Source organism: Chitinophaga sp. 180180018-3 (assembly GCF_037893185.1).
GTDB lineage: Bacteria > Bacteroidota > Bacteroidia > Chitinophagales > Chitinophagaceae > Chitinophaga.
Genome location: NZ_CP140772.1, coordinates 1,516,793 through 1,536,512 on the forward strand (window position 1 = coordinate 1,516,793; position 19,720 = coordinate 1,536,512).

General features: G+C 45.3%; 17 protein-coding genes and 1 tRNA gene. 5 read left to right on the plus strand and 13 right to left on the minus strand.

All coding sequences use genetic code 11. The features are described 5' to 3' along the window. Positions 1–27: 27 nt before the first annotated feature. The 13 genes from UNH61_RS06210 to UNH61_RS06270 form a co-directional block, all read right to left on the minus strand. Positions 28–609: a TetR family transcriptional regulator C-terminal domain-containing protein gene (locus UNH61_RS06210; RefSeq protein WP_326991267.1), complete on the minus strand. Its 582-nt coding sequence runs from the start codon at positions 607–609 to the stop codon at positions 28–30. 226 nt (positions 610–835) lie between these two features. Further along, positions 836–1,654 carry a class I SAM-dependent methyltransferase gene (locus tag UNH61_RS06215; protein WP_326991268.1) on the minus strand — a complete coding sequence of 273 codons (819 nt, stop codon included), beginning with the start codon at positions 1,652–1,654 and terminating at the stop codon, positions 836–838. Between the two features lie 452 nt (positions 1,655–2,106). Next, entirely contained in the window at positions 2,107–3,198 is a 1,092-nt protein-coding gene (locus UNH61_RS06220) for a TlpA disulfide reductase family protein (RefSeq protein ID WP_326991269.1), read from the minus strand. Between the two features lie 42 nt (positions 3,199–3,240). Beyond that, the gene (locus tag UNH61_RS06225) at positions 3,241–3,744 is read right to left on the minus strand and encodes a protein-disulfide reductase DsbD domain-containing protein (protein ID WP_326991270.1); all 504 of its coding nucleotides are present in this window, start codon (positions 3,742–3,744) and stop codon (positions 3,241–3,243) included. Further along, positions 3,741–5,252, minus strand: a complete 1,512-nt coding sequence (locus tag UNH61_RS06230) for a hypothetical protein (RefSeq protein WP_326991271.1) — start codon at positions 5,250–5,252, stop codon at positions 3,741–3,743. Before UNH61_RS06230 ends, UNH61_RS06225 begins: the two co-directional genes overlap by 4 nt. Before the next feature lie 136 nt (positions 5,253–5,388). Beyond that, complete coding sequence (locus UNH61_RS06235) at positions 5,389–6,822, minus strand: RagB/SusD family nutrient uptake outer membrane protein (protein WP_326991272.1); 1,434 nt, start codon at positions 6,820–6,822, stop codon at positions 5,389–5,391. Between the two features lie 18 nt (positions 6,823–6,840). Next, positions 6,841–10,380: a SusC/RagA family TonB-linked outer membrane protein gene (locus tag UNH61_RS06240; RefSeq protein WP_326991273.1), complete on the minus strand. Its 3,540-nt coding sequence runs from the start codon at positions 10,378–10,380 to the stop codon at positions 6,841–6,843. Between the two features lie 118 nt (positions 10,381–10,498). Continuing rightward, on the minus strand, positions 10,499–11,701 hold the full coding sequence (locus UNH61_RS06245) for a FecR domain-containing protein (RefSeq protein ID WP_326991274.1): 1,203 nt from the start codon (positions 11,699–11,701) through the stop codon (positions 10,499–10,501). 108 nt (positions 11,702–11,809) lie between these two features. Next, positions 11,810–12,460, minus strand: a complete 651-nt coding sequence (locus UNH61_RS06250) for a sigma-70 family RNA polymerase sigma factor (protein ID WP_326991275.1) — start codon at positions 12,458–12,460, stop codon at positions 11,810–11,812. A gap of 282 nt (positions 12,461–12,742) precedes the next feature. Then, entirely contained in the window at positions 12,743–13,219 is a 477-nt protein-coding gene (locus tag UNH61_RS06255) for a DUF6036 family nucleotidyltransferase (RefSeq protein WP_326991276.1), read from the minus strand. Continuing rightward, positions 13,220–13,426 carry a hypothetical protein gene (locus UNH61_RS06260; RefSeq protein ID WP_326991277.1) on the minus strand — a complete coding sequence of 69 codons (207 nt, stop codon included), beginning with the start codon at positions 13,424–13,426 and terminating at the stop codon, positions 13,220–13,222. A 252-nt stretch (positions 13,427–13,678) separates the two neighbouring features. Next, positions 13,679–13,762: transfer RNA gene (locus UNH61_RS06265), tRNA-Leu, on the minus strand. 76 nt (positions 13,763–13,838) lie between these two features. Beyond that, positions 13,839–14,651, minus strand: a complete 813-nt coding sequence (locus tag UNH61_RS06270) for a 2,3,4,5-tetrahydropyridine-2,6-dicarboxylate N-succinyltransferase (protein WP_326991278.1) — start codon at positions 14,649–14,651, stop codon at positions 13,839–13,841. 27 nt (positions 14,652–14,678) lie between these two features. Here UNH61_RS06270 and UNH61_RS06275 point away from each other — a divergent pair, with 27 nt between their 5' ends. The 5 genes from UNH61_RS06275 to miaA all read left to right on the plus strand — a co-directional run bounded on the left by UNH61_RS06275 (position 14,679) and on the right by miaA (position 19,662). After that, complete coding sequence (locus UNH61_RS06275) at positions 14,679–15,899, plus strand: glycosyltransferase family 1 protein (RefSeq protein ID WP_326991279.1); 1,221 nt, start codon at positions 14,679–14,681, stop codon at positions 15,897–15,899. 6 nt (positions 15,900–15,905) lie between these two features. Then, positions 15,906–16,472 carry an L-threonylcarbamoyladenylate synthase gene (locus UNH61_RS06280; RefSeq protein ID WP_326991280.1) on the plus strand — a complete coding sequence of 189 codons (567 nt, stop codon included), beginning with the start codon at positions 15,906–15,908 and terminating at the stop codon, positions 16,470–16,472. 69 nt (positions 16,473–16,541) lie between these two features. Then, positions 16,542–17,978: an HD domain-containing protein gene (locus UNH61_RS06285; RefSeq protein ID WP_326991281.1), complete on the plus strand. Its 1,437-nt coding sequence runs from the start codon at positions 16,542–16,544 to the stop codon at positions 17,976–17,978. A gap of 105 nt (positions 17,979–18,083) precedes the next feature. Further along, on the plus strand, positions 18,084–18,659 hold the full coding sequence (locus UNH61_RS06290) for a hypothetical protein (RefSeq protein ID WP_326991282.1): 576 nt from the start codon (positions 18,084–18,086) through the stop codon (positions 18,657–18,659). Positions 18,660–18,762: 103 nt separating this feature from the next. Further along, entirely contained in the window at positions 18,763–19,662 is a 900-nt protein-coding gene (gene miaA, locus UNH61_RS06295) for a tRNA (adenosine(37)-N6)-dimethylallyltransferase MiaA (protein WP_326991283.1), read from the plus strand. The last annotated feature ends 58 nt before the right edge of the window (positions 19,663–19,720 follow it).

The window sequence follows — 19,720 nt, forward strand, 5'->3', positions numbered from 1 at the left end:
CGATCATTCCATAATTAGTCAAAAAAATTAACTGAGCACGCTCAGCTGCAATCTGATCAAAGGTTTTAAAGAAGCAGCATCGGGATGCATACGGCGGGTTACATTTAACCCGTTCCATACCGTGATTAAATACCTGCCAAGTACCCTTGCATTCGTTTTAGTAGTAATGATATTATTCCGCTGAGCATGTGAAATTGCTGCTGTAAACATATCTTCCACATCTAATAAAATCTGTATTGCTTCCTGTTCCAGCTCTGCATCAATAAAGGCCAGTTCTGTAACCGAATTAGCAATGATACATCCTCTTTTATGTACTGCTGTATTTGCATCAGCAAGCAGGTAGAAAAAATCTTTAATCAGCGCTAAAGGGTTTTTACTTTGCGAAAGTTGATGTTTAAATTCATTGAAATCTGCCCTTCTTTGCTGAATAGCTTTGCTGAACAGTTCTTTTTTTCCTCCTTTGAATGTGTTATAAAGACTGCTGCTGCCTAATTGTGTAGCATCTTTCAGGTCATTTAAAGAAGTAGCTGCATAACCCCTTTCCCAAAAAACTTTTTGGGCGTTTAAAATCACTTCATTCTCATCGTGTTCTATTGGCCTGCCTCGCATAACAGAAATTAATTTTGGATTGATTGGTACAAAAATAGGAATTTAAATTTAATTGAAAGATGAAATAATGAAATAGAAGTTTGGAAATCCGGTTTCAGTTATCGGGTCACCCGGTTTTACGGAAACAAAAACGGTTGTATATCATTCTATATACAACCGTTCCTTTTTCGCGTCTGGAACTGGATTCCAACCAGCAGCCCATATGCTTATAAACGAGATTGGGTACTTACTGAATTTTTGATATATTCAATGTTACAGAAAACTCTTTATTGGGATAGTCATTGACGTTAATATATGAAGTTTTAAATTTAGCATTAACATTCTTCATATAAACTGCACACATCGTATTAGACACATGATATAAGTGTTTATGTTCTTCTACGGGTAACCCATCCAGTATCCCGGCTAAAACCTGATATCTGACACGCTCTGTATAGTTACCATAGTCATGCCATGCCAATACAGAATTGCTATCTCTTAATAAAGGAAATACGTTCCTGGTATCTGACTTTAAAGCACCGTAACTGTGATCACCATCTACAAAAATTAAGTCAAATTTATCTTTGAGGGTTTCAAATTTGAAAGTAAGCGAATTTGCTTCGATACGGGTTGTGTTCTTCAAATTATTCATAAACATACCACTAACCTTAACAAATTCTTCTGAAGCCCCTAATTGGATCATTTCAGCTCTTGATAATGTTATTGACACGCAACTTTCAGCAACTTCCGAAACGTTTGCTATGCTCTCTCCTCTGAAACTACCAATCTCCAGGTATTTACATTTGTCAAGGCTGCGCGCCAATGCTTTCAATAATGCAATGTCAGTAACTAAAGAAGTTCCCTCCAAAAAGGTATAGTGATGCACTGTCTCATTTAACGTGGGGAAAAGTTCATTCATATCTATGGTCGGTAACTGACTCATCCCATATTTATCAACAAGATAGTTTTTGTATTGAATGTCTTCATCATATAGTTGCAGTAAACTTTTAGGATTAGACAGGATTTTGCCAACTATTATCTTTGCTTTTTGGACTTTAGTTTTCATATTTTAATCTTAAGTTTAGGTAAAATAGGTTAAAAAAAGACAATCTCAAGATCTACAGTCATTAATTCTCGTTATTTTAATCTTAAGTGTAGGTAAAATAGGGAAAAAAAAAGATAAACTCCAACTTCCGGGAGTTAGTTTTCATTGACAATATGGTCAAAGGAAATTGAACGCCAGCGTTAGCTTATGCTGATTATTCCTGTATGTGTGAAGATGCCGGCTCCGGCCGCAAAGTCCTAAACTTCTCTTGCTCCTTCTGCAGGGCCGTTAAAAACGATATTCACCTAAAAGAAAAGCGGCTTGTAAGTTTATACTTACAAGCCGCTTTAATTCCCGGAACTGGATTTTTTATATTCTGATTTTCAATATCTTATAAGTGAAGTGTGTTAAAACTGTGTCGCAGTTGGGAAGAACTCCTATCTTGAAACTTTACGCGCTCTTTCTCCCTATCGTCACAAGCATAATTTATATTGGGTCAATGCTTCCTCATATTTATTAACCGTATCATGTTTAATGTAGCTGGTAAACTGCCCATCTTTCAGTGCTGTTTTCGCAGCTGTTATCGCTTTTTTTTCCTCGAGCACGGCATTATGATAATCTCCGCCTTTTGCGTAGCAGGATGCCAGCGCATGCAGTTGCATTGGATTGATAGCTGATTTATTTTTTTGATAACATCCTGCTGCCCATAGATAGGTGCTTTTTTCCAAGCCATCGCGTAATGCAACCACCGATAGTATAAAGGGTGCCTCTAATACCCCTTCCTGCCGGGCCACATCTCCGTAGGCAATGGCCTCCTGCTGATTAATTTCAAGCAGGATATCAAATTTAATAGCTACCAGCACCAGTTTGTTGGCGGGTTCTTCTACGATCAGTTTATCCACCAATGTAAGTGCCGATTTATATTCCTTGGCGCCCATAGCTGCATAAACCGGTTCCAATGTTTTTGAGAAAGCCTTCTCCCGGGAGCTGCGGGTGGTTTTCTCATAACGTTGCTTATATTCCTCCATATTGAAACGGCCGTTTAAGATTTGGGAGATGACAGTATCCACTTCAAATGGATGTCCAATCCACACGATCTTCCCGTTCCGAACAAGGAACGTGGAGGGGATACCGGTGATCCCTGCATCGCCTAACCATCTATTGGCCATGTGCTCGTCGTTACTGTCTGCGATGACCGAAAAACCCATCTTCTCATGGTTCGTTTTCACAAACTTTCTGACCGTTGGCAGGGTGGCCGCCGGTGAGAGTTTGTCTTTTCTGCCTTCCCATACATTGACGCCGATAACCGTTATTTTCCCTTTGTATTGTTTTTGCAGTTTAGAAATATGCGGCATAGCAGCTATACACGGCGCGCACCAGGTGGCCCAGAATTCCAGCATATATAACTGATCACCTGTAAAAGAATGAACAGGCGTGCCTTTGATCCAATCTGAATATTTAAGTACGGGCGCCGGATCGCCAATGTGTAGCGTAGCATTTTCTTGTGCACGTCCTGTAATGGCCATAACAGACGCCAATATGAACAGGCTTAATAACTTTTTCATGGTTTATTCTTTTGAACGTTTGAATATTTTTGATGCAGGCCTTCACAGCTTCAGATCTACCATTTTTTCATCCGGCGGAAGGCATTGACGCAGGTCACAGGTTTGATAGAACAGTCCGGTCCGGATCGGGTTCCCCGCTTTGGCAGCAGCTGATTTCACTGCTTTTTGAATAAACACCGCTTCATTTTCATACACCAGCACTCCGGGGTCATTGGCGTAGGATGTAGGCCGGGGCTCGATCCAGGAGCCGGAAGCACGGACGGTTTCCGGCAGTTCCAGTATATGGCCGATCACAATATAGGGCAGTGAAGACGGCACATACTGATAGATATGCCACCCCGGCGCTATCACTACTTTCACAATAATGGCGATGCTGTCTTTTTCCTGGAGCAATTGCGCATTCAGGGAAACCGGGTTACGATCGTCTGGCGCGGGACAAGTCAGTGTTTTAGCTGCTTCCGCAATCCGGGCATCAAAACCGGATTGCGCATGTATCCTCAATACTACGAGCAAGAAGAGAAGGAATATGATCAGGCACTTCATCATTTATAGGTATTGATGATAAAACGATATCCACCGGTTTCTGAAAAGAATAATTTCTTTCTGTTTCCGGTGAGCCATTTGCTCCATTCCTTCGCCGTCGTAAAGTTTTCTCCAGTGTACCGTTTCAATACCCTGAGCGCAAGGTCTGGCTGATCATTACGTTTCATCATATCAATACAGGCATCCAGCAGCTTTATGCTGTGGTTGGAAACGCCTATTTTTTGAACATCCTCGTCCACACTGTAATCATAGAAAGCATTGGGATCGCAGTACAAATAATCCATATTGTTTTTCATAAATTGCTGATAGGCAGCGGCGTTTGTCCCGAAACGATCTGCGTACTTTGCCATATTTTTTTTCAGATATTCTTCATAACTTCCCGCAGGTTGCGGGAATCCGAGGTATTTCAGGCTCTCTTCTTCCGATAACGTCAGGGCCTGCCCGGCCGATTTTTTGTCTTCAATACGCTTTTTTTCTTTCGCATTTGATTCATTAAACTCATTGATCATTTTAACGTGTTCGTCATAACCTTCTTTTGAAACGCGGCCAACTGTTTCTTTAATCATGCCTGTGGTAGCCATACGTTCATTGTATTTCCTGGTGATGGGCATTCTGCCGTCAAATTGTTTCATATAAGCCACTACATTCACAAAGACCTTCTTAGCCTCTTCTGTCATCTCTGCCGGCGAAGACCCAAACCCCCACAAAAAGAAATTCCCATGCCTGCCCAGTGCTACCGCGCCAACGTCTTTTGTACAAACGCCACTGGAGATCACTTCCGCATCCGGCCCTTCTGTAAACCTGTCTCCCCGGGATACTAATCCAATTGGCGTCTCTCCATTAAAAGCCTCCGGAATATTTACCCGCCACATGGGTATCTCTTTAGGAATAGTATCTCCTGACGTATAATGATAAATTCCTTCAGGAGTTTCTTTCATGACCAGTGTAGGCATGACCCGCTCCAGCGGGCCTTTGAAAATAGCATGTTGTGTATTTAAATGATGCGCGTCACTATTAAGGCAGTGACAGAGCCAATCGAGTTTCAGCCCCAGTCTTTCCCCCATACGGGCCGCTGTGGTGGCAATAAAAACCACCGGCTTTGAAAAATTATCTGGCAGATATCTTTCTGCTATATATTTTGTTTTTCCGTCCGCATCTTTTTTTTCCTCCGCATTTTCCAGTATCGTGGTATTAAAATCGAAGATGACCACATCATAAGGATCAGCATCAACAGGTTTCCAGTCACGGCAATCCATCGTCTTCACCTCCGCAAAATATTTACGCAGTAATGCGCTGAATGCCGGCATTCGCATGGGATATTGCTTTTCGAACATCTCCTTGCTCATTCCTCCCGGATATCGCTGTTTGGCCTGGGGCATAGGCTTTGAGGGGTCGTACCCCACAAATAAAACTTTCAACGGGCTTCTGCGCTGTTGGGCATGTGCCGTGATCATACCGGTCCAGAGCACCACGATGAGCAACATAAAAACATATAAAGGCTGCTTCTTCATATCATTGTTTTTTTTATCAATAGTTATTTAATAATTCAGTTGGCTTGGTTATAAACACCATGGATACACGGTTTTCATCCTGAAAAGCGCACCTGCTTTTCTGCTATCCTGTTTTCTTTATTATATCGGTTATATACTATCTGTCGTAGCCTGGATTCTGATCTCCTATAACAGGGTTCTGTAGAAATTCTATTAGGGGAATCGGAAGAATATATTGTTTCTGGCTGGTAATAGTAGGTTTTAATTGCCTCACTGTATTAAACGGTAGCCTCAAAAGTGCCATCCATTCAATACCATCTTCCCCTGTCAGGTTACGCAGTATTTCATAGTAGTTCTGCAACAGTAGTTCTTCCGGTGTGCTAGCATTATCAATGACAGTAAAGTCGGACACGCCCGCTTTTGCCATCACCGTTTTAATCAGTGTTTTTGCTGCAGGCAGGCTCCCGCCTGAACGGATAATTGCTTCAGCCTGCAACAGGTAGACTTCCGTTAAACGAAAAGCGTAGGAAGTTTCGGTAGTCTGGGAAGGCGTGCCTTCATAGGGGATGTATTTGGTAAAATACCTGGCGCCGGGGCTGGTAGCCTGGGCACGCGGCACCAGCGGGCCCACCATCCACGCCTCCCGCGGGTCGTTACGGAACAGGTCTTTAAATCCTTGTTTAGCTACATAAAGCCCGGATGCCCCCGGATAGTATTGCCTGCTGAGTATATAGCGAAAGACTTCCTGGTTTGGCTGGGGCTTGATACCCAATATTACCTCCTTGCTGTTTAAGCCTTTTACATAGAAAAGGTCTTTCAGATTATTTTCCAAAGCATAGGAGCCGGACTGCCCGACCGTATTAGCGAGGTCGATGACTACCGTATAATCGTTTTGTCCTCCGCGGCTCATCAGCACTCTCATTTTTAAAGCCATGGCCGTCCATTTGGTGGCATAATACGCAGGATTGGCAGCAGGCCCGTTGGCGATAGCATAGTCCAGATCATCGAGTATAAACTGATAACTGTCGGCAACGCTGCTGCGTGCTTTGGGGATGTTACTCAGGGTAGACAGTTCATTTCTCAATAATACGCCATAAGGGCTGCCGGGTTTATACCATTCAGCAAAATAGATCAGCAGTTTGAAATGTGCATAGGCCCTGAGGAAGCGACTCTCAGCAAGCAGTTCATTTTTGCGGTTGCCGGTAAACATATGGTCTGATACTGCATTAATTCCCCGGATAACACCGTTGGCAGCATTCAGCAACTGATAATTTTCATCCCAGAGGCCTCCTGAAAATTGACTATTCTGATTCTCATTAAACTCATCTCTGAACGACCCGTAAGCATAACCCAGCATCCCGGTATGCATACCACCGGTCATCTGATGATTCAACCAGTATGTTACATTATTGCTGTTCACACCTGCCAGGCGGTAATAAACACCATTGAGGCTTATCCGGGCTGTCTTTTCATCCGTTATTGCCGTACCCTCCACCCTGGCGTTCCTGGGTGGCTCGCTCAATTGTTTATCACATGACAGGTGAGTGATGGTAATAGCCAGCAACAGTAAATATGTTAAACGTAACTTCATGCTGAAATTTTTAAATGTTTAGAAACCAAATCTGACACCAACACTATATTGCCGCATGGCCGGATAAGTAGCCGCATCGCTGTATCCGTTTATCAGGCTATAGGGATCATTACTCACTTCAGGATCGGGCCCCGGATAATTCGTAAGGCAGAACAGGTTACTTCCTGACAGATATATCATTGCCGTGCGCAGATGCCATTTGCGAAGCAAATGCTGGGGCAGTTCATAGTTGAGCGAAACAGACTTCAGTTTAATATAAGACGCATCATGCACAGCAATACTCGAGTTACTGTTTCCTGCGGCGCCATTACTTTCTGTCATAACCAGGCTTGGACGATCAGCATCAGGATTGGAACTGCTGTAATGGTCCAGTAGTACACGGGTACTCCGGTTACCCATATCTAACAGGCCAAGCGACCGCAGATCATTCAGGTAAAGCAGCTCCCCACCGTAGGAAAACGTGAAGAGCGTTATTAAGCTAAGTGATTTATAACTGATAGTATTAGTAATACCGCCATAAAATGTAGGCTCTGCTTTTCCGATAATGTCTCGTGCAGGTTCTCCCTTGTACAGCCCGGTATCAATAACCGCGTACATCGGATCACCCAGCGCCAGGTACCTTAAACTGCCATTCGTCGCCGCTTTGTAGTCATCCAGCTCCTTCTGCGTTTTAATAACCCCTCTGTACTGATAGCCGTAAATCAACCCAACCGGATAACCTTCCCTCAGCACGGTGTTACCAATAGAAAAGACTGACGCCCAAAATGGATCACTGTACCCCAGGTTCCGTGGGTTCTGAAGGTCCCGGTTGATTCTTGTCACCATCGAGCGGTTGCCGGACACATTTACTGCTACATTCCATGCGGCTTTTTTGCTGCGTATAATATCCCCTCTCAGATCTATTTCCAATCCCTTGTTTCGGATATCGGCCACATTTACCAGCACAGAATTAAACCCTGAACTGGTGGCAACAGGAAGCGCCATCAACAATCCTGAAGTCTGTTTATGATAATAGGCAATGGCGCCCCTCAACCTCGAATTGAACAGGGCGAAATCAACTCCCGCATCCTTTTGCAGGGTAGACTCCCATTTAATACGATCATTACCCAGTTGCGTAGGCACCAGAGCATTGGTAGAAGCGTAGGAGGCAGGAGTAAAAAGCGTATAAAACAGGTTGTCTGCGATATTTTGTGTACCGGTATAGCCGGCACTTGCCCGGATTTTTAATTCATTGATCCAGGTAGCAGATTTTAAAAACGGTTCTTCATTTATTTTCCAGGCGATTCCGAAAGAGGGGAAATAACCAACCCTGTTAGCCTTCGGAAACTTGGATGAAGCATCAGACCGTCCTGTGATGGTGAGCAGGTATTTTTCCCTAAACGCATAATTGGCACGCAGGTAAAAACTTAGCAGGGAACTCTGCGTTTCCCGGGCCTGCGGAGGAAGTGCCAATGCAGCAGAGGATAATCCATTGAGATACTTGTCGTCCGGAAACCCCTGACCGGAAGCCGAAAAATATTGTGAATTAGACTGTTGCCAGGAAGTACCCAATAAAAGCGTAAGCCTGTTTTGCGGATCAAATTGTTTATCCCAGGTCAGCGTATTTTCATAGAAAACATCGGCTTGTTGCGATTGCGCCTGTGTAGCGATGCCTCCTTTTGAACTTCCAATGGTTTGACCATCATTGGTAGATACTGACACCACCGAAGGTGCATAATTCAGTTGATGGTAGTTTCTATAGTTTGCGGAAGCTGTGCTCCTGAATTTCAACGACTTCAATATATCATATTCGACAGCCAGAGAGCCTATCAATGATAAAGTCTTGGAGCGGTTTATTCCCTGCAGCATCGCCATCGGGTTCTGAATTCCGCTATAAGCATCAATCCAGTAACGATCTTCATCAAAGGTAGTCACAGAACCATCAGGGTTGAAAGCCGGCAATGTTGGAGGGGCATACATGGCGGAGGCATAAATACCATTTGTAATATTATTCCGGGTGAATCCATAATCCAGGTTGGTAATCACCCGGAGACGGTTGGTGATCTCATTGTCCAGGCTTACTTTACCTGAGATACGGCTAAAATCCGTCCCCAGCAAGGTACCTGTCTGTTTCATATAGGCAAGGGAAGTGTAGTAACGCGAACTCGTTCCTCCCCCTTTTATACTAAGGTCAGCATTATGTGTAATACCTGTCCGGGTCACCAGGTCCAGCCAGTTTGTATTGGCTGTGCCCAAAAAATCAGGATTATTGATAATGGCAGGCGCCCGCCCATCCACCGGACGCCCCTGCGCAGTACGATTTGTTACCAGGTTCTTTGCTCCCTCCAGCATGACCGCTTTATATTGCGTTGCATTGAGTATCTTCTCTGTTATGGCCTTACTGAACCCTGCATAATAATTGGCCTCCAACATAGGCTTCATGTTTCTCTTTCCCTTTTTGGTAGTAATAATCACCACCCCATTAGCTGCCCGGGAACCATATATAGCAGTAGCGGAAGCATCCTTTAAAATATCGATGGTTTCGATGTCATTCATATTCAGGCCAGCCAGTGTGTTCAGCCCGCGGGCAAAGGATGAACCAACAGCGCTGTTGGCGTAGCTTTTATCGTTTCCGAGGCGTTCAACCGGATTGACGATATCCGCAGCACCTTGTATATAGCTGTTTTGAATAGCCACCTGCACACCGTCAATTATATAAAGCGGATCGTTGCCCCCGATCAATGAGGAACCGCCGCGGATACGGATCCTGGCCATCCCTCCCGGCGAGCCGTCTGCCTGTACTACCTGTACTCCGGCAGCTTTCCCTGCCAGTGCCTGGTCAATGCTCACAAACGGTGCATTTTTTACTTCTTCCACATTGACGGAAGCTACTGAACCGGTAAGATCTTTTCTATTGACCCTCCCATATCCTACTTCTACTGTAGCAAGTCCCACCACCTTTGTGTCTACCAGAATAAGTACCGGGCTAAATCTTCCGGTCAACTTTACCTCCTTTGTTTCAATATTCGTTCCGCTGATGACGAGAAGAGCATCTTCATTAATCCTCCGTAGCAGGAAATTTCCTCCTTCGTCTGTAATAGCCCCTACTTTGGTGCCTTTCACCTGAATACTGGCGCCGCCAACCGGTTGATGGTTTTCATTAACGATTTTCCCCCAAACGTCAACGGGTGGCGGCAGCGCATTGGGTCCTTCAGATTTGGGTTTTACAATAACCGTTTTACCCTCTATTTTCCAGGTCAGCGGCTGGTTGGAAAAACAGATGTCCAACGCCTTCTCAAGGCTACCATTATGAACCCTGATATCCACTCTGCGGGCCTGTTTCAGCACTTCGCTCGAGTACAAAAAAGAATACCCGGTCTGTTTTTCGATCTCCCCGAACAATTTCTCCAATGGGGCATTTTTTTCTGATAGCGTGACCGTCTGAGAATAGCCCAGGGCACTCACCTGAAGGCAGGCCACTAATAAGATGGCGGCTGTAAACTTCACCATTTGTAACAGTTGTTTGGTTGATTGGTTTAGGCATAGCGGTACCGATACGCTACATGGCGTTTTTTTCATACTTCGTTTTGGTTGGTTTTTGATATTACATTAATAGACAGCTCCCGACAGCTTGTACATGGGCAGGCCCACCCCATCAACAACCAGGAATGTTGGCATCATTGCTGGCTTTTTGAGGTCAACCCGCAGCACGCTGGAATTTTTTTATAACTACCTTTTTACCCTCTATGGAAAATCTTAAGCCACCGGTTTCTTCAAGCATCTGCAACACTTTGGAGATGTTGGCATCTCTTTGTATACTTCCGTTAAAATGTTGTGTAATCACTCCGTCAAACACTACTTCCACGTCATACCATCTTTCAATTTGCCGCATAACGGTTTGAATATCCGTTTCCCTAAATTCAAACAATCCGTTTTTCCAGGCCATTACCTGATTTACATTCACCTGATTTTCTATACTGATTGTATTTGTAACAATGGCTTGTTGTCCCGGTTGGATAATGACTCCCTTGTTTGCCTTGTTCACGCTAACACGCCCTTCCAGTAATGTTACGCTGATAGCCTCCTCATTATCGTAGGCGTTCACGTTAAAATGTGTCCCAAGCACCTTTACAGTCGTTTCTCCTTTAGTTATAATAAACGGTTGGTCCGCGTCCTGGCCCACTTCAAAATAGGCTTCTCCCGTCATGGAAACATGTCTTTCATTTCCGGCAAACGCAACCGGGAAAGTGAGGGAGCTGCCAGCATTCAGCCACACATGGCTGCCATCAGACAGCGCAATATCAATCGTTTTACTTCCCCGGGGATTGGTAAGCGTGTTGTAGGTGACAGGAAGCGGTGTTGTCACGTCATCAGCAGTTTTTTCATAAACAATTTGACCGTCATCCAGCTTTATCAGTTTTATGTTACCCTGAACAGCCAACGGCCCGTTAACAGTGCTATCCAAATCAAGCCTTTTTCCATCAGACAGCATGATCATAGCCTTGTTGCTCTGCGGCGGATTTACGTCCTGTACGACCGGCCTGTGAACAAACTGCCGGGGTTTGTCTTTTTTCTGAAATAAAAGAAGAGTCCCCACTGCCCCCACTATCAGGACAACAGATGCCGCAGCTACCCAGCGGCTCCACCTGACAGCGCGTCTTTTCGGCAGCCTGTACATAGGCGGCCTGGCGTGCACTATTTTCTGAAAGATCGATTCTGCCTCTTCATAAGTCATATCCTTATCTTCAGGCAATCTGTCATAGAAGGCATCAAGGATCTTCGCCCGCTGCGCATCCAGACCGGAATCCAGCCAGAGCTGTAACAATTCCGTTTCCTCCATGTCTGATAGCCGGCCGTGCATAAACCGGCCAAACAGTTCTTCAAGACGCTGTTCTTTCATGTTTGTCAGTTATCGTCCGAAACAACAAGGCAGTATACCTGTTTGTCGCCCTGTATTACTTTAGACAAAAACAAAGGAGCCGGGAGGCCATTGGGGGGAAAATTTTTTTTAATCCAGGTAAAAGGAAAGACCAATCAGTATAGTTACATTTATTCTGTTTTCGAGAAAAAGGCGTATGGAATGGAGTGCCAGTTTCATATATTTCTTTGAGGTAAACAATGAGATGCCCAGTTCCCTGGCAATTATTTCATGTGATAACCCTTGCTGCCGGTGCAGTACATACACTTTCTGCTGTTGTGGAGGAAGCTGGTTGATAGCAGCCTGCATTAATTGAGCATATTCCCGGTCGGCGGCATCACTTTCTGTAAACCTGTTATCTCCCTGGGGACAGGCAAGCAGACGGGTCATCCCCAGCTTTTCCATGGCCAGTGTGCGAAAATAATTAAGGGCAATGTTGCGGGCGATCGTACGCAGCCACGCATTAAAATAAACAATGTCCTGTAATTGGCTTCGCTTCTCCCATATCTTCATAAATACATCCTGGACCATCTCCTGTGCAAGGATATCGGATTTTGTCAGGAACATCCCCAACGAATATATCTTCTTCCTATATTGGTCATAGAGGACCCGAAAGGCGTTTTCATCGCCATCAGCAATCCGCAACAACAACTCCCGCTCGTTATATGATGAAGTGTTTTCCAATTTCTTTACAGATAATAAAGCTGGTGAAACTGCCTGACTTTGTACGGTATGTTCCACAAAATCAGATAGTATAAATCATAGATTTTTGAGGGAAAGAGTTTTTTAAGAGGGAAAGCTTTCGCCGAAGTGTATACCGCTACTTTACGAGGGTAAAGCTAAATATTTATTCTGAAAAAACAGCTGATTATTCTTCAAGGTGAAACCAATTAAAATCAACATATTTAAAGCTTCAGGAGAAGTAGCTGGAGCCATTGCCCGCGGGTTCGCCCAACATGGCGCAAAGGTATATGTGACCGCCATGGGACGGGGTGGTAATTTATGCTACTTCCCAGGTGTCAATTAAATGTCGCTCTGCTGTTCTCCGGAAGTTAATTTCTCAATATCATCGAGATCCTTATGTCTGCCTGCTGCTTTCTTGGCCTCAATAAGATTGTTCAGGTGCAGGAATCTGATCATTAATCCTTCTTCATTGAAAACCTGAGCTTGAGGGTAGGCATCGTCAAAGTTTACTCCTTTAAGTTTTGTAATAATATCAATACTTACCGGGGGGCGTCCATAAGAAAAAACATCCGCAGTATCGGTATCAAGAAATTTTGACTCAGTCATATCAAAAATAGGCAGGCCAAATTCCTGAAACGCATGCGCTAATTTTAAATAGTTTTCTTTTGTTCTATTAACCCATATATCCATATCTCCAGTTACTCTGCGGTATCCATGTAAGATCACTGCATAACCTCCCACAAGAATGTACTCTACATCATGATTATTCATCGCCTGAATGAACTCTCGGAAATCATCATTGAAAATAGTTCCCATTTATTTATTGAGTTTTCTACAGGTAAAATATTCCTTATCTATTCTGGGCTGATTTGCCATTGAAAATCCGTATGCCTGAGATATCAGGTAATATGCTTGCCGCAAACGTTCAATATATGGCACTTCTTTACCAAATATATTTGCTGCATCTGCCTCTTCGAAAGTTCTGATTTTAAATGCTGTTCTATCAAGTTTAAAGTCTGCCATATGCAAGGTTATATGGTAAATATACAGATAATGTAAGAAGGGCGATTATGGGAATCCCAGAAGGATCGGAATTGGAATTATTCATTTTAAAACACAAGATGGTTCGATTTCTTCCGAAAATTCACTTTTGCCAAAATTAATTGTCGAACCGTTAGATGAAACGAAGCTGCATGCTAATATACACACTCGACGAGGGTCTTCCGCAAAATAAAAATGGACAAACCGAGATAAACTTCGATTTGTCCACTTTAGTGCCCAGAACTGGATTCGAACCAGCACACCCTTGCAGGCGCTGCGACCTGAACACAGTGCGTCTACCAATTTCGCCATCTGGGCATCCAGGTCCTTTGTTAAAGGGATTGCAAAGGTAATCCCTTTTCCGAATTTACCAAACTTTTTTTCAAAAACCCGCTTACACCGCTACATTAAATTCACGCAAAGTATCATTCAGGCTCGTCTTCAGATCTGTAGATGCCTTACGCTGACCAATGATCAGGGCACAGGATACCTGGTATTCACCTGCAGGGAATTTCTTCGTATAAGTACCCGGAATCACCACGCTGCGCGCTGGTACGCGACCCTTGTATTCGTTCGGCTCGCTGCCGCTTACGTCAATGATCTTGGTCGATTGCGTCAGCACCACGTTAGCACCCAGTACCGCTTCTTTTTCCACCACTACACCCTCTACTACAATACAACGCGATCCAATAAAGCAGCCGTCTTCAATAATCACCGGGCTCGCCTGCAGCGGCTCCAGCACGCCGCCAATACCAACACCGCCACTCAGGTGAACATGTTTACCGATCTGAGCACAGGAACCTACGGTAGCCCATGTGTCTACCATGGTACCTTCATCCACATAGGCGCCAATGTTTACGTAAGATGGCATCAGGATACAACCCTTCGCGATATACGCGCCATAACGGGCTACTGCATGAGGCACTACGCGCACTCCCAGATCTTTATAGTTGGATTTTAACCTCATTTTATCATAGAATTCAAATGGAGCCAGTTCCATTGTTTCCATTGGTTGTATAGAGAAGTACAGCAAAATAGCCTGTTTCACCCATTCGTTCACCTGCCAGCCATTTTCAGTTGGCGCGGCAACTCTCAGATGACCCTTATCCACTGCTTCTATTACTTCTTTAACCGCATCTGTATATTTTGTTTCCGCTAACAGGCTGCGATCAGCAAAGGCCGCCTGTATTTGTTGTTGTAATTCCATGATTATTTTTTTTTGCAAACATAATAAATGAATCGCCGAAATACCAACTCCCGGCACAAAGAATCAACCACTCCCGCCCGCAACCTGTCACTAAACCCTTATCTTCGCTGCATGAAAATAGGATTCGACGCCAAGCGCGCGTTCCAGAATAATACAGGCCTGGGGAACTACAGTCGTACCCTGATATCATCGCTGGCGAAGGATTTTCCGGAAGATGAATACTTCCTCTTTGCCCCTAAACAAACTTCCATGTATGATGTCAGTGAATGGCCTGCCCTCAGGGTGGTAACTCCCGAAAAACCTCCGTATTCCTGGCTCAGATCCGCCTGGCGCAGCCGCTTCGTGGTGAACGATCTCCGGCGTTATAAACTCGACCTGTACCACGGCCTGAGTCATGAACTGCCCTTCGGCATCCATAAAAGCGGTGTCAGATCTGTAGTCACCATGCATGACCTTATCTTTGAAAGATATCCCCGGCATTATAACCCCGTGGATGTATTTACTTATCGCCGTAAGGCACAATATGCCTGTTTGCATGCCGACAAAGTAGTCGCCATCAGCGAACAAACCAGACAGGATCTGATCTCTTTCTATAATACTCCCGCCGATAAGATTGAAGTGGTTTACCAAAGCTGCGATCCGGCGTTTGCCATCACGGCGCCCGATGATGATATTGCGGCCCTGGGCGCGAAATACCAGCTGCCCTCGCAGTATTTCCTCTATGTAGGTTCTATCATTGAACGTAAGAACCTCCTGGGCATCGTAACGGCCATGAATACACTGAAAGGCGTGTCAGACATTCCATTGGTAGTACTGGGCAATGGCAGCAGCTATAAGAAAAAAGTAAAGGCTTACCTGGATGCAAATGGTCTCACCAGTCAGGTGCTATTCCTGAATGAACAGGTAAGGCTGAGCAACGGCGATCTCCCGTTGCTCTATCAGGGCGCGCTCGCACTGATATATCCTTCCATATTCGAAGGCTTTGGTATCCCCATCCTCGAAGCCCTGCTAAGCCGCACGCCCGTGATTACATCCAGCGGCTCCTGCTTTGCGGAAACTGCCGGCGATGCTGCCCTTTACGTCGACCCGCTCGATCCGCATACCATTGCCACTGCTATGCGTGAAGTAACTTCAAATCCCTCCCTCGTGAAGCAGATGCAGGAAAAGGGATGGATCCATGCGCAGCGCTTTACACCCGCAAAATGCGCTGCCGCTATGATGAAAGTTTACCAACAATTAAATAATTGATGCATAATGTTTGAAGATGATATCAGCGAGGCGTTAACGGTGCTTCGCGCCGGCAAACTTATCCTTTATCCTACAGATACCATCTGGGGAATCGGTTGCGATGCTACCGATGAAACCGCCGTCAGCAGAGTTTTTGCACTCAAACAACGCAACGAAAGTAAAAGTCTGGTAGTGCTGCTGGCGGATGTAAAAGAGCTGCTGCATTACGTGGCCAATCCCCGCCCCGATATCGCGGAACTGCTGGCTGGCTTCGACCGCCCCACTACGGTGATCTATGAAGGAGCGCTCGGACTGGCTCCCAACGTCATCAATGACGATGGCAGCATCGCTATCCGCATTGTGAAAGATACTTTCTGCCGTCATCTGATAAAACGCCTTCGTAAACCATTGGTATCCACTTCCGCCAATATCAGCGGAATGCCTTCCCCGGCCACTTTCAGGGAAGTAACCCCCGAAATACGCAATGGGGTCGACTATGTAGTGAAATACAGGCAAACGGAAACCACGCCGGCCGCGGCTTCCAGGATTATCAGGATAAACCGCGATGGTTCTGTGGCGATAATACGGGATTAAAAATGTTTATTTATTACATTTGCGCCCTGATTTCAGCGAAAGGAATAAATTTAACAGGAATATTTTGATATGATCAGCAGCAAGCCGTTGGATATTCCCTGCTCCCTGCAGGAAAGAAAAGTACTGGAAAGGATAGCCCTGGCCGCCCATGAACTGGGTGTTCCGGCCTATCTGATCGGGGGCTTCGTGCGGGATAAACTGTTGGGAAGAAAAACAAAGGACATGGACATCGTATGCGTTGGCGATGGTATCGCCCTCGCTCATAAGGTGGCCGAAAGCTTTGGTGACAATGTTCCCGTTAATTACTTCAAAACCTATGGTACTGCCCAGGTGAAATGGAACGACCTGGAAATTGAATTTGTCGGCGCCCGGAAAGAAAGCTACCGCCGGGAATCCCGTAATCCGGAAGTCACTGCAGGTACGCTGCAGGATGATCAGAACCGCCGCGATTTCACCATCAACGCGATGGCAGTAAGCCTCCGCGACCGCGACTATGGCGAACTGCTCGATCCCTTCAACGGATTGGACGATCTCGATAAAAAACTGATCCGTACTCCGCTGGAACCGGCACAAACATTCAGCGACGATCCGCTCCGCATGATGAGAGCTATCCGCTTCGCTTCTCAGCTGCAGTTTACGATCATCGACGAAGCTCTCCAGGCTATCCGGGAAAATGCAGATCGTATCAGAATCATCTCTCAGGAAAGAATAACAGACGAATTCAATAAAATAATGCTCTCCCAGAAACCTTCTGTAGGACTGGATCTCCTCTATAAAACCGGTCTGCTGAAGATTATCTTCCCTCAGATGACAGATATGATAGGAGTGGAGATGTATGAAGGCAAAGGGCATAAAGACAATTTTTATCATACCTTGCAGGTGGTGGATAATATTGCTGCCAATACCCGTGACCTCTGGTTGCGGTGGGCGGCACTGTTACACGATATTGGTAAACCTGCTACCAAGAAGTTTGAGCCAGGCCATGGCTGGACTTTCCATGGGCACGATGCCGTGGGAGGTAAAATGGTGTCACGTATCTTTACGAAACTGAAACTGCCGCTGGGCGAGCAGATGAAACTCGTGAAAAAACTGGTAGAACTGCACCTGCGCCCTATTAGCCTTACGAAAGAAAATATAACAGATTCGGCTATCCGCAGATTGTTATTCGATGCCGGCGACGATATTGAAGGGTTAATGTTGCTCTGTGAAGCCGATATCACCTCAAAAAATAAAGCGAAAGTAAAACGATACCTGGAAAATTTCGACCTTGTACGCAAACGACTCAGGGAAGTGGAGGAAAGCGATAAGATTCGAAACTGGCAGCCTCCCATTACCGGCGAAATCATTATGGAAACATTTGGCCTGAAGCCGGGAAGAATAGTGGGTGACCTGAAAACTGCCATCCGGGAAGCTATACTGGACGGGGAAATTCCGAATACCTATGAGGCAGCCTACGCTTTTTTATTGGAAAAAGCAAGTGCATTGAATCTTAGCCCGGTTAAATAAAATTGGTAATTTTACATTACTGTTATAATTAGCATACACTAGCATTAAGTGCCTCCTCCAAATTGGAGGGTTCAATCATTAAATAACTTATAACCTTTTTTTGTCATGCCGGTTTTGAAATTCAGAGTTTATTGGGAAGAAGATGAAAGTGTCTATAGAGACATTGCCATCAAACCGAATCAGACGTTCCTGGCTTTTCACCAGGCTATTTTACAGGCATTCGAATTCGACTCCAAACATAAGGCTACCTTTTTCCGCAGCAATGATAACTGGCAGCGGGGCCGGGAAATTATTCTTGAACAGGATAACCAACCCCGTAAAGCTGAACCGCTGCTGATGGCAGACACCGTGATCGCTGCCGCCGTAAAAGATCCTAACCAGAAATTCATCTATCTGTATGATTTCGCAAAAAACTGGTCGTTCCTGGTAGAATTGATTGGAGTTTCCAAAGAAGAAAACAGCAAACTCACTTATCCCGCCTGTGTACGTAAAGAAGGCCTCGCGCCAAGCCAATATGGCACCAAAGGCCTCGTCGGCGATAAGCTCGTGGAAATGGAAGAAAAATATGACCTTAATAAGGAAGGAATGGATGCTGATGGTTTCGGGGAAGAAGGAGAAGAAAGAGACACTATGAGCTCAGAAAACGGAGAAGAATTTGGCGGAGAAGAAGAAACTTTTTAAAAAGATGAATACCAGTAAGAGTTACAACAAATCCAGGTTGTAACTCTTATTTTCTTTTGGATACAATAACCCCATTTCATCCCTGATCATTAATCCGTTTTTCTTGCAAAAGACTGTCATCATTATCGCAGGCCCCACCGCTTCAGGTAAAACAGCCCTGTCTGTTCAAATGGCAAAGCTGTTCAATACCGCCGTGATTTCCGCAGATTCCCGGCAATGTTATCGCGAAATCAGCATCGGTACCGCTAAACCATCCCCGGAAGAACTCGCAGCCGTTCCGCATTATTTTATCAATTCCCATAGCATTAAAGAAGAAGTAAATGCAGGGATCTACGAAAAACTGGCATTGGTATACGCCCGCAATATCTTTAAGGATAACAATGTAGCCATTATGTGCGGTGGTACAGGGCTGTACATCCGGGCCTTTACAGACGGCATCGATGATATGCCGGTAATTGAACCGGGAATCCGCACCCGCCTGAACGATATCTACGCGCAGAAAGGTATTTCCTGGCTGCAACAACAATTGCAGGAACGCGATCCCGCATTCTACGCCGGCGCCGAAATCCATAATCCTCAACGCCTGATCCGCGCCCTGGAAGTACTGGAAGCCACCGGCAAATCCATCACTACCTTCCGGACCGCTACCCGCACACCCCGCGATTTCAACGTCATCAAAATCGGTATCACGCCCCCTAAAGAAATATTGCACGAGCGCATCAGCCACAGGGCCGACCTGATGCTGGAAGCTGGTCTCGTAGAGGAAGTGCGTGCGGTTGCCCGCTACCGCGAGCATAACGCCCTGCGTACAGTAGGCTATCAGGAAATATTCCAATACCTCGATGGCCACATCTCGCTTGAGCAGGCCATCGAAGACATAAAAGTACATACCCGCCAATATGCAAAGCGCCAACTGACCTGGTTCAGAAAAGATGCCGACATCCACTGGTTCGATCCCCGCCAGTCTGATGAAATCATCGCGTTCGTTCAGCAGCAGCTTTGAATTGCCCGCCACCCGCACAGGCCCTCGCTTTTCCATCTTCCAGCTATTTCCAAATTTC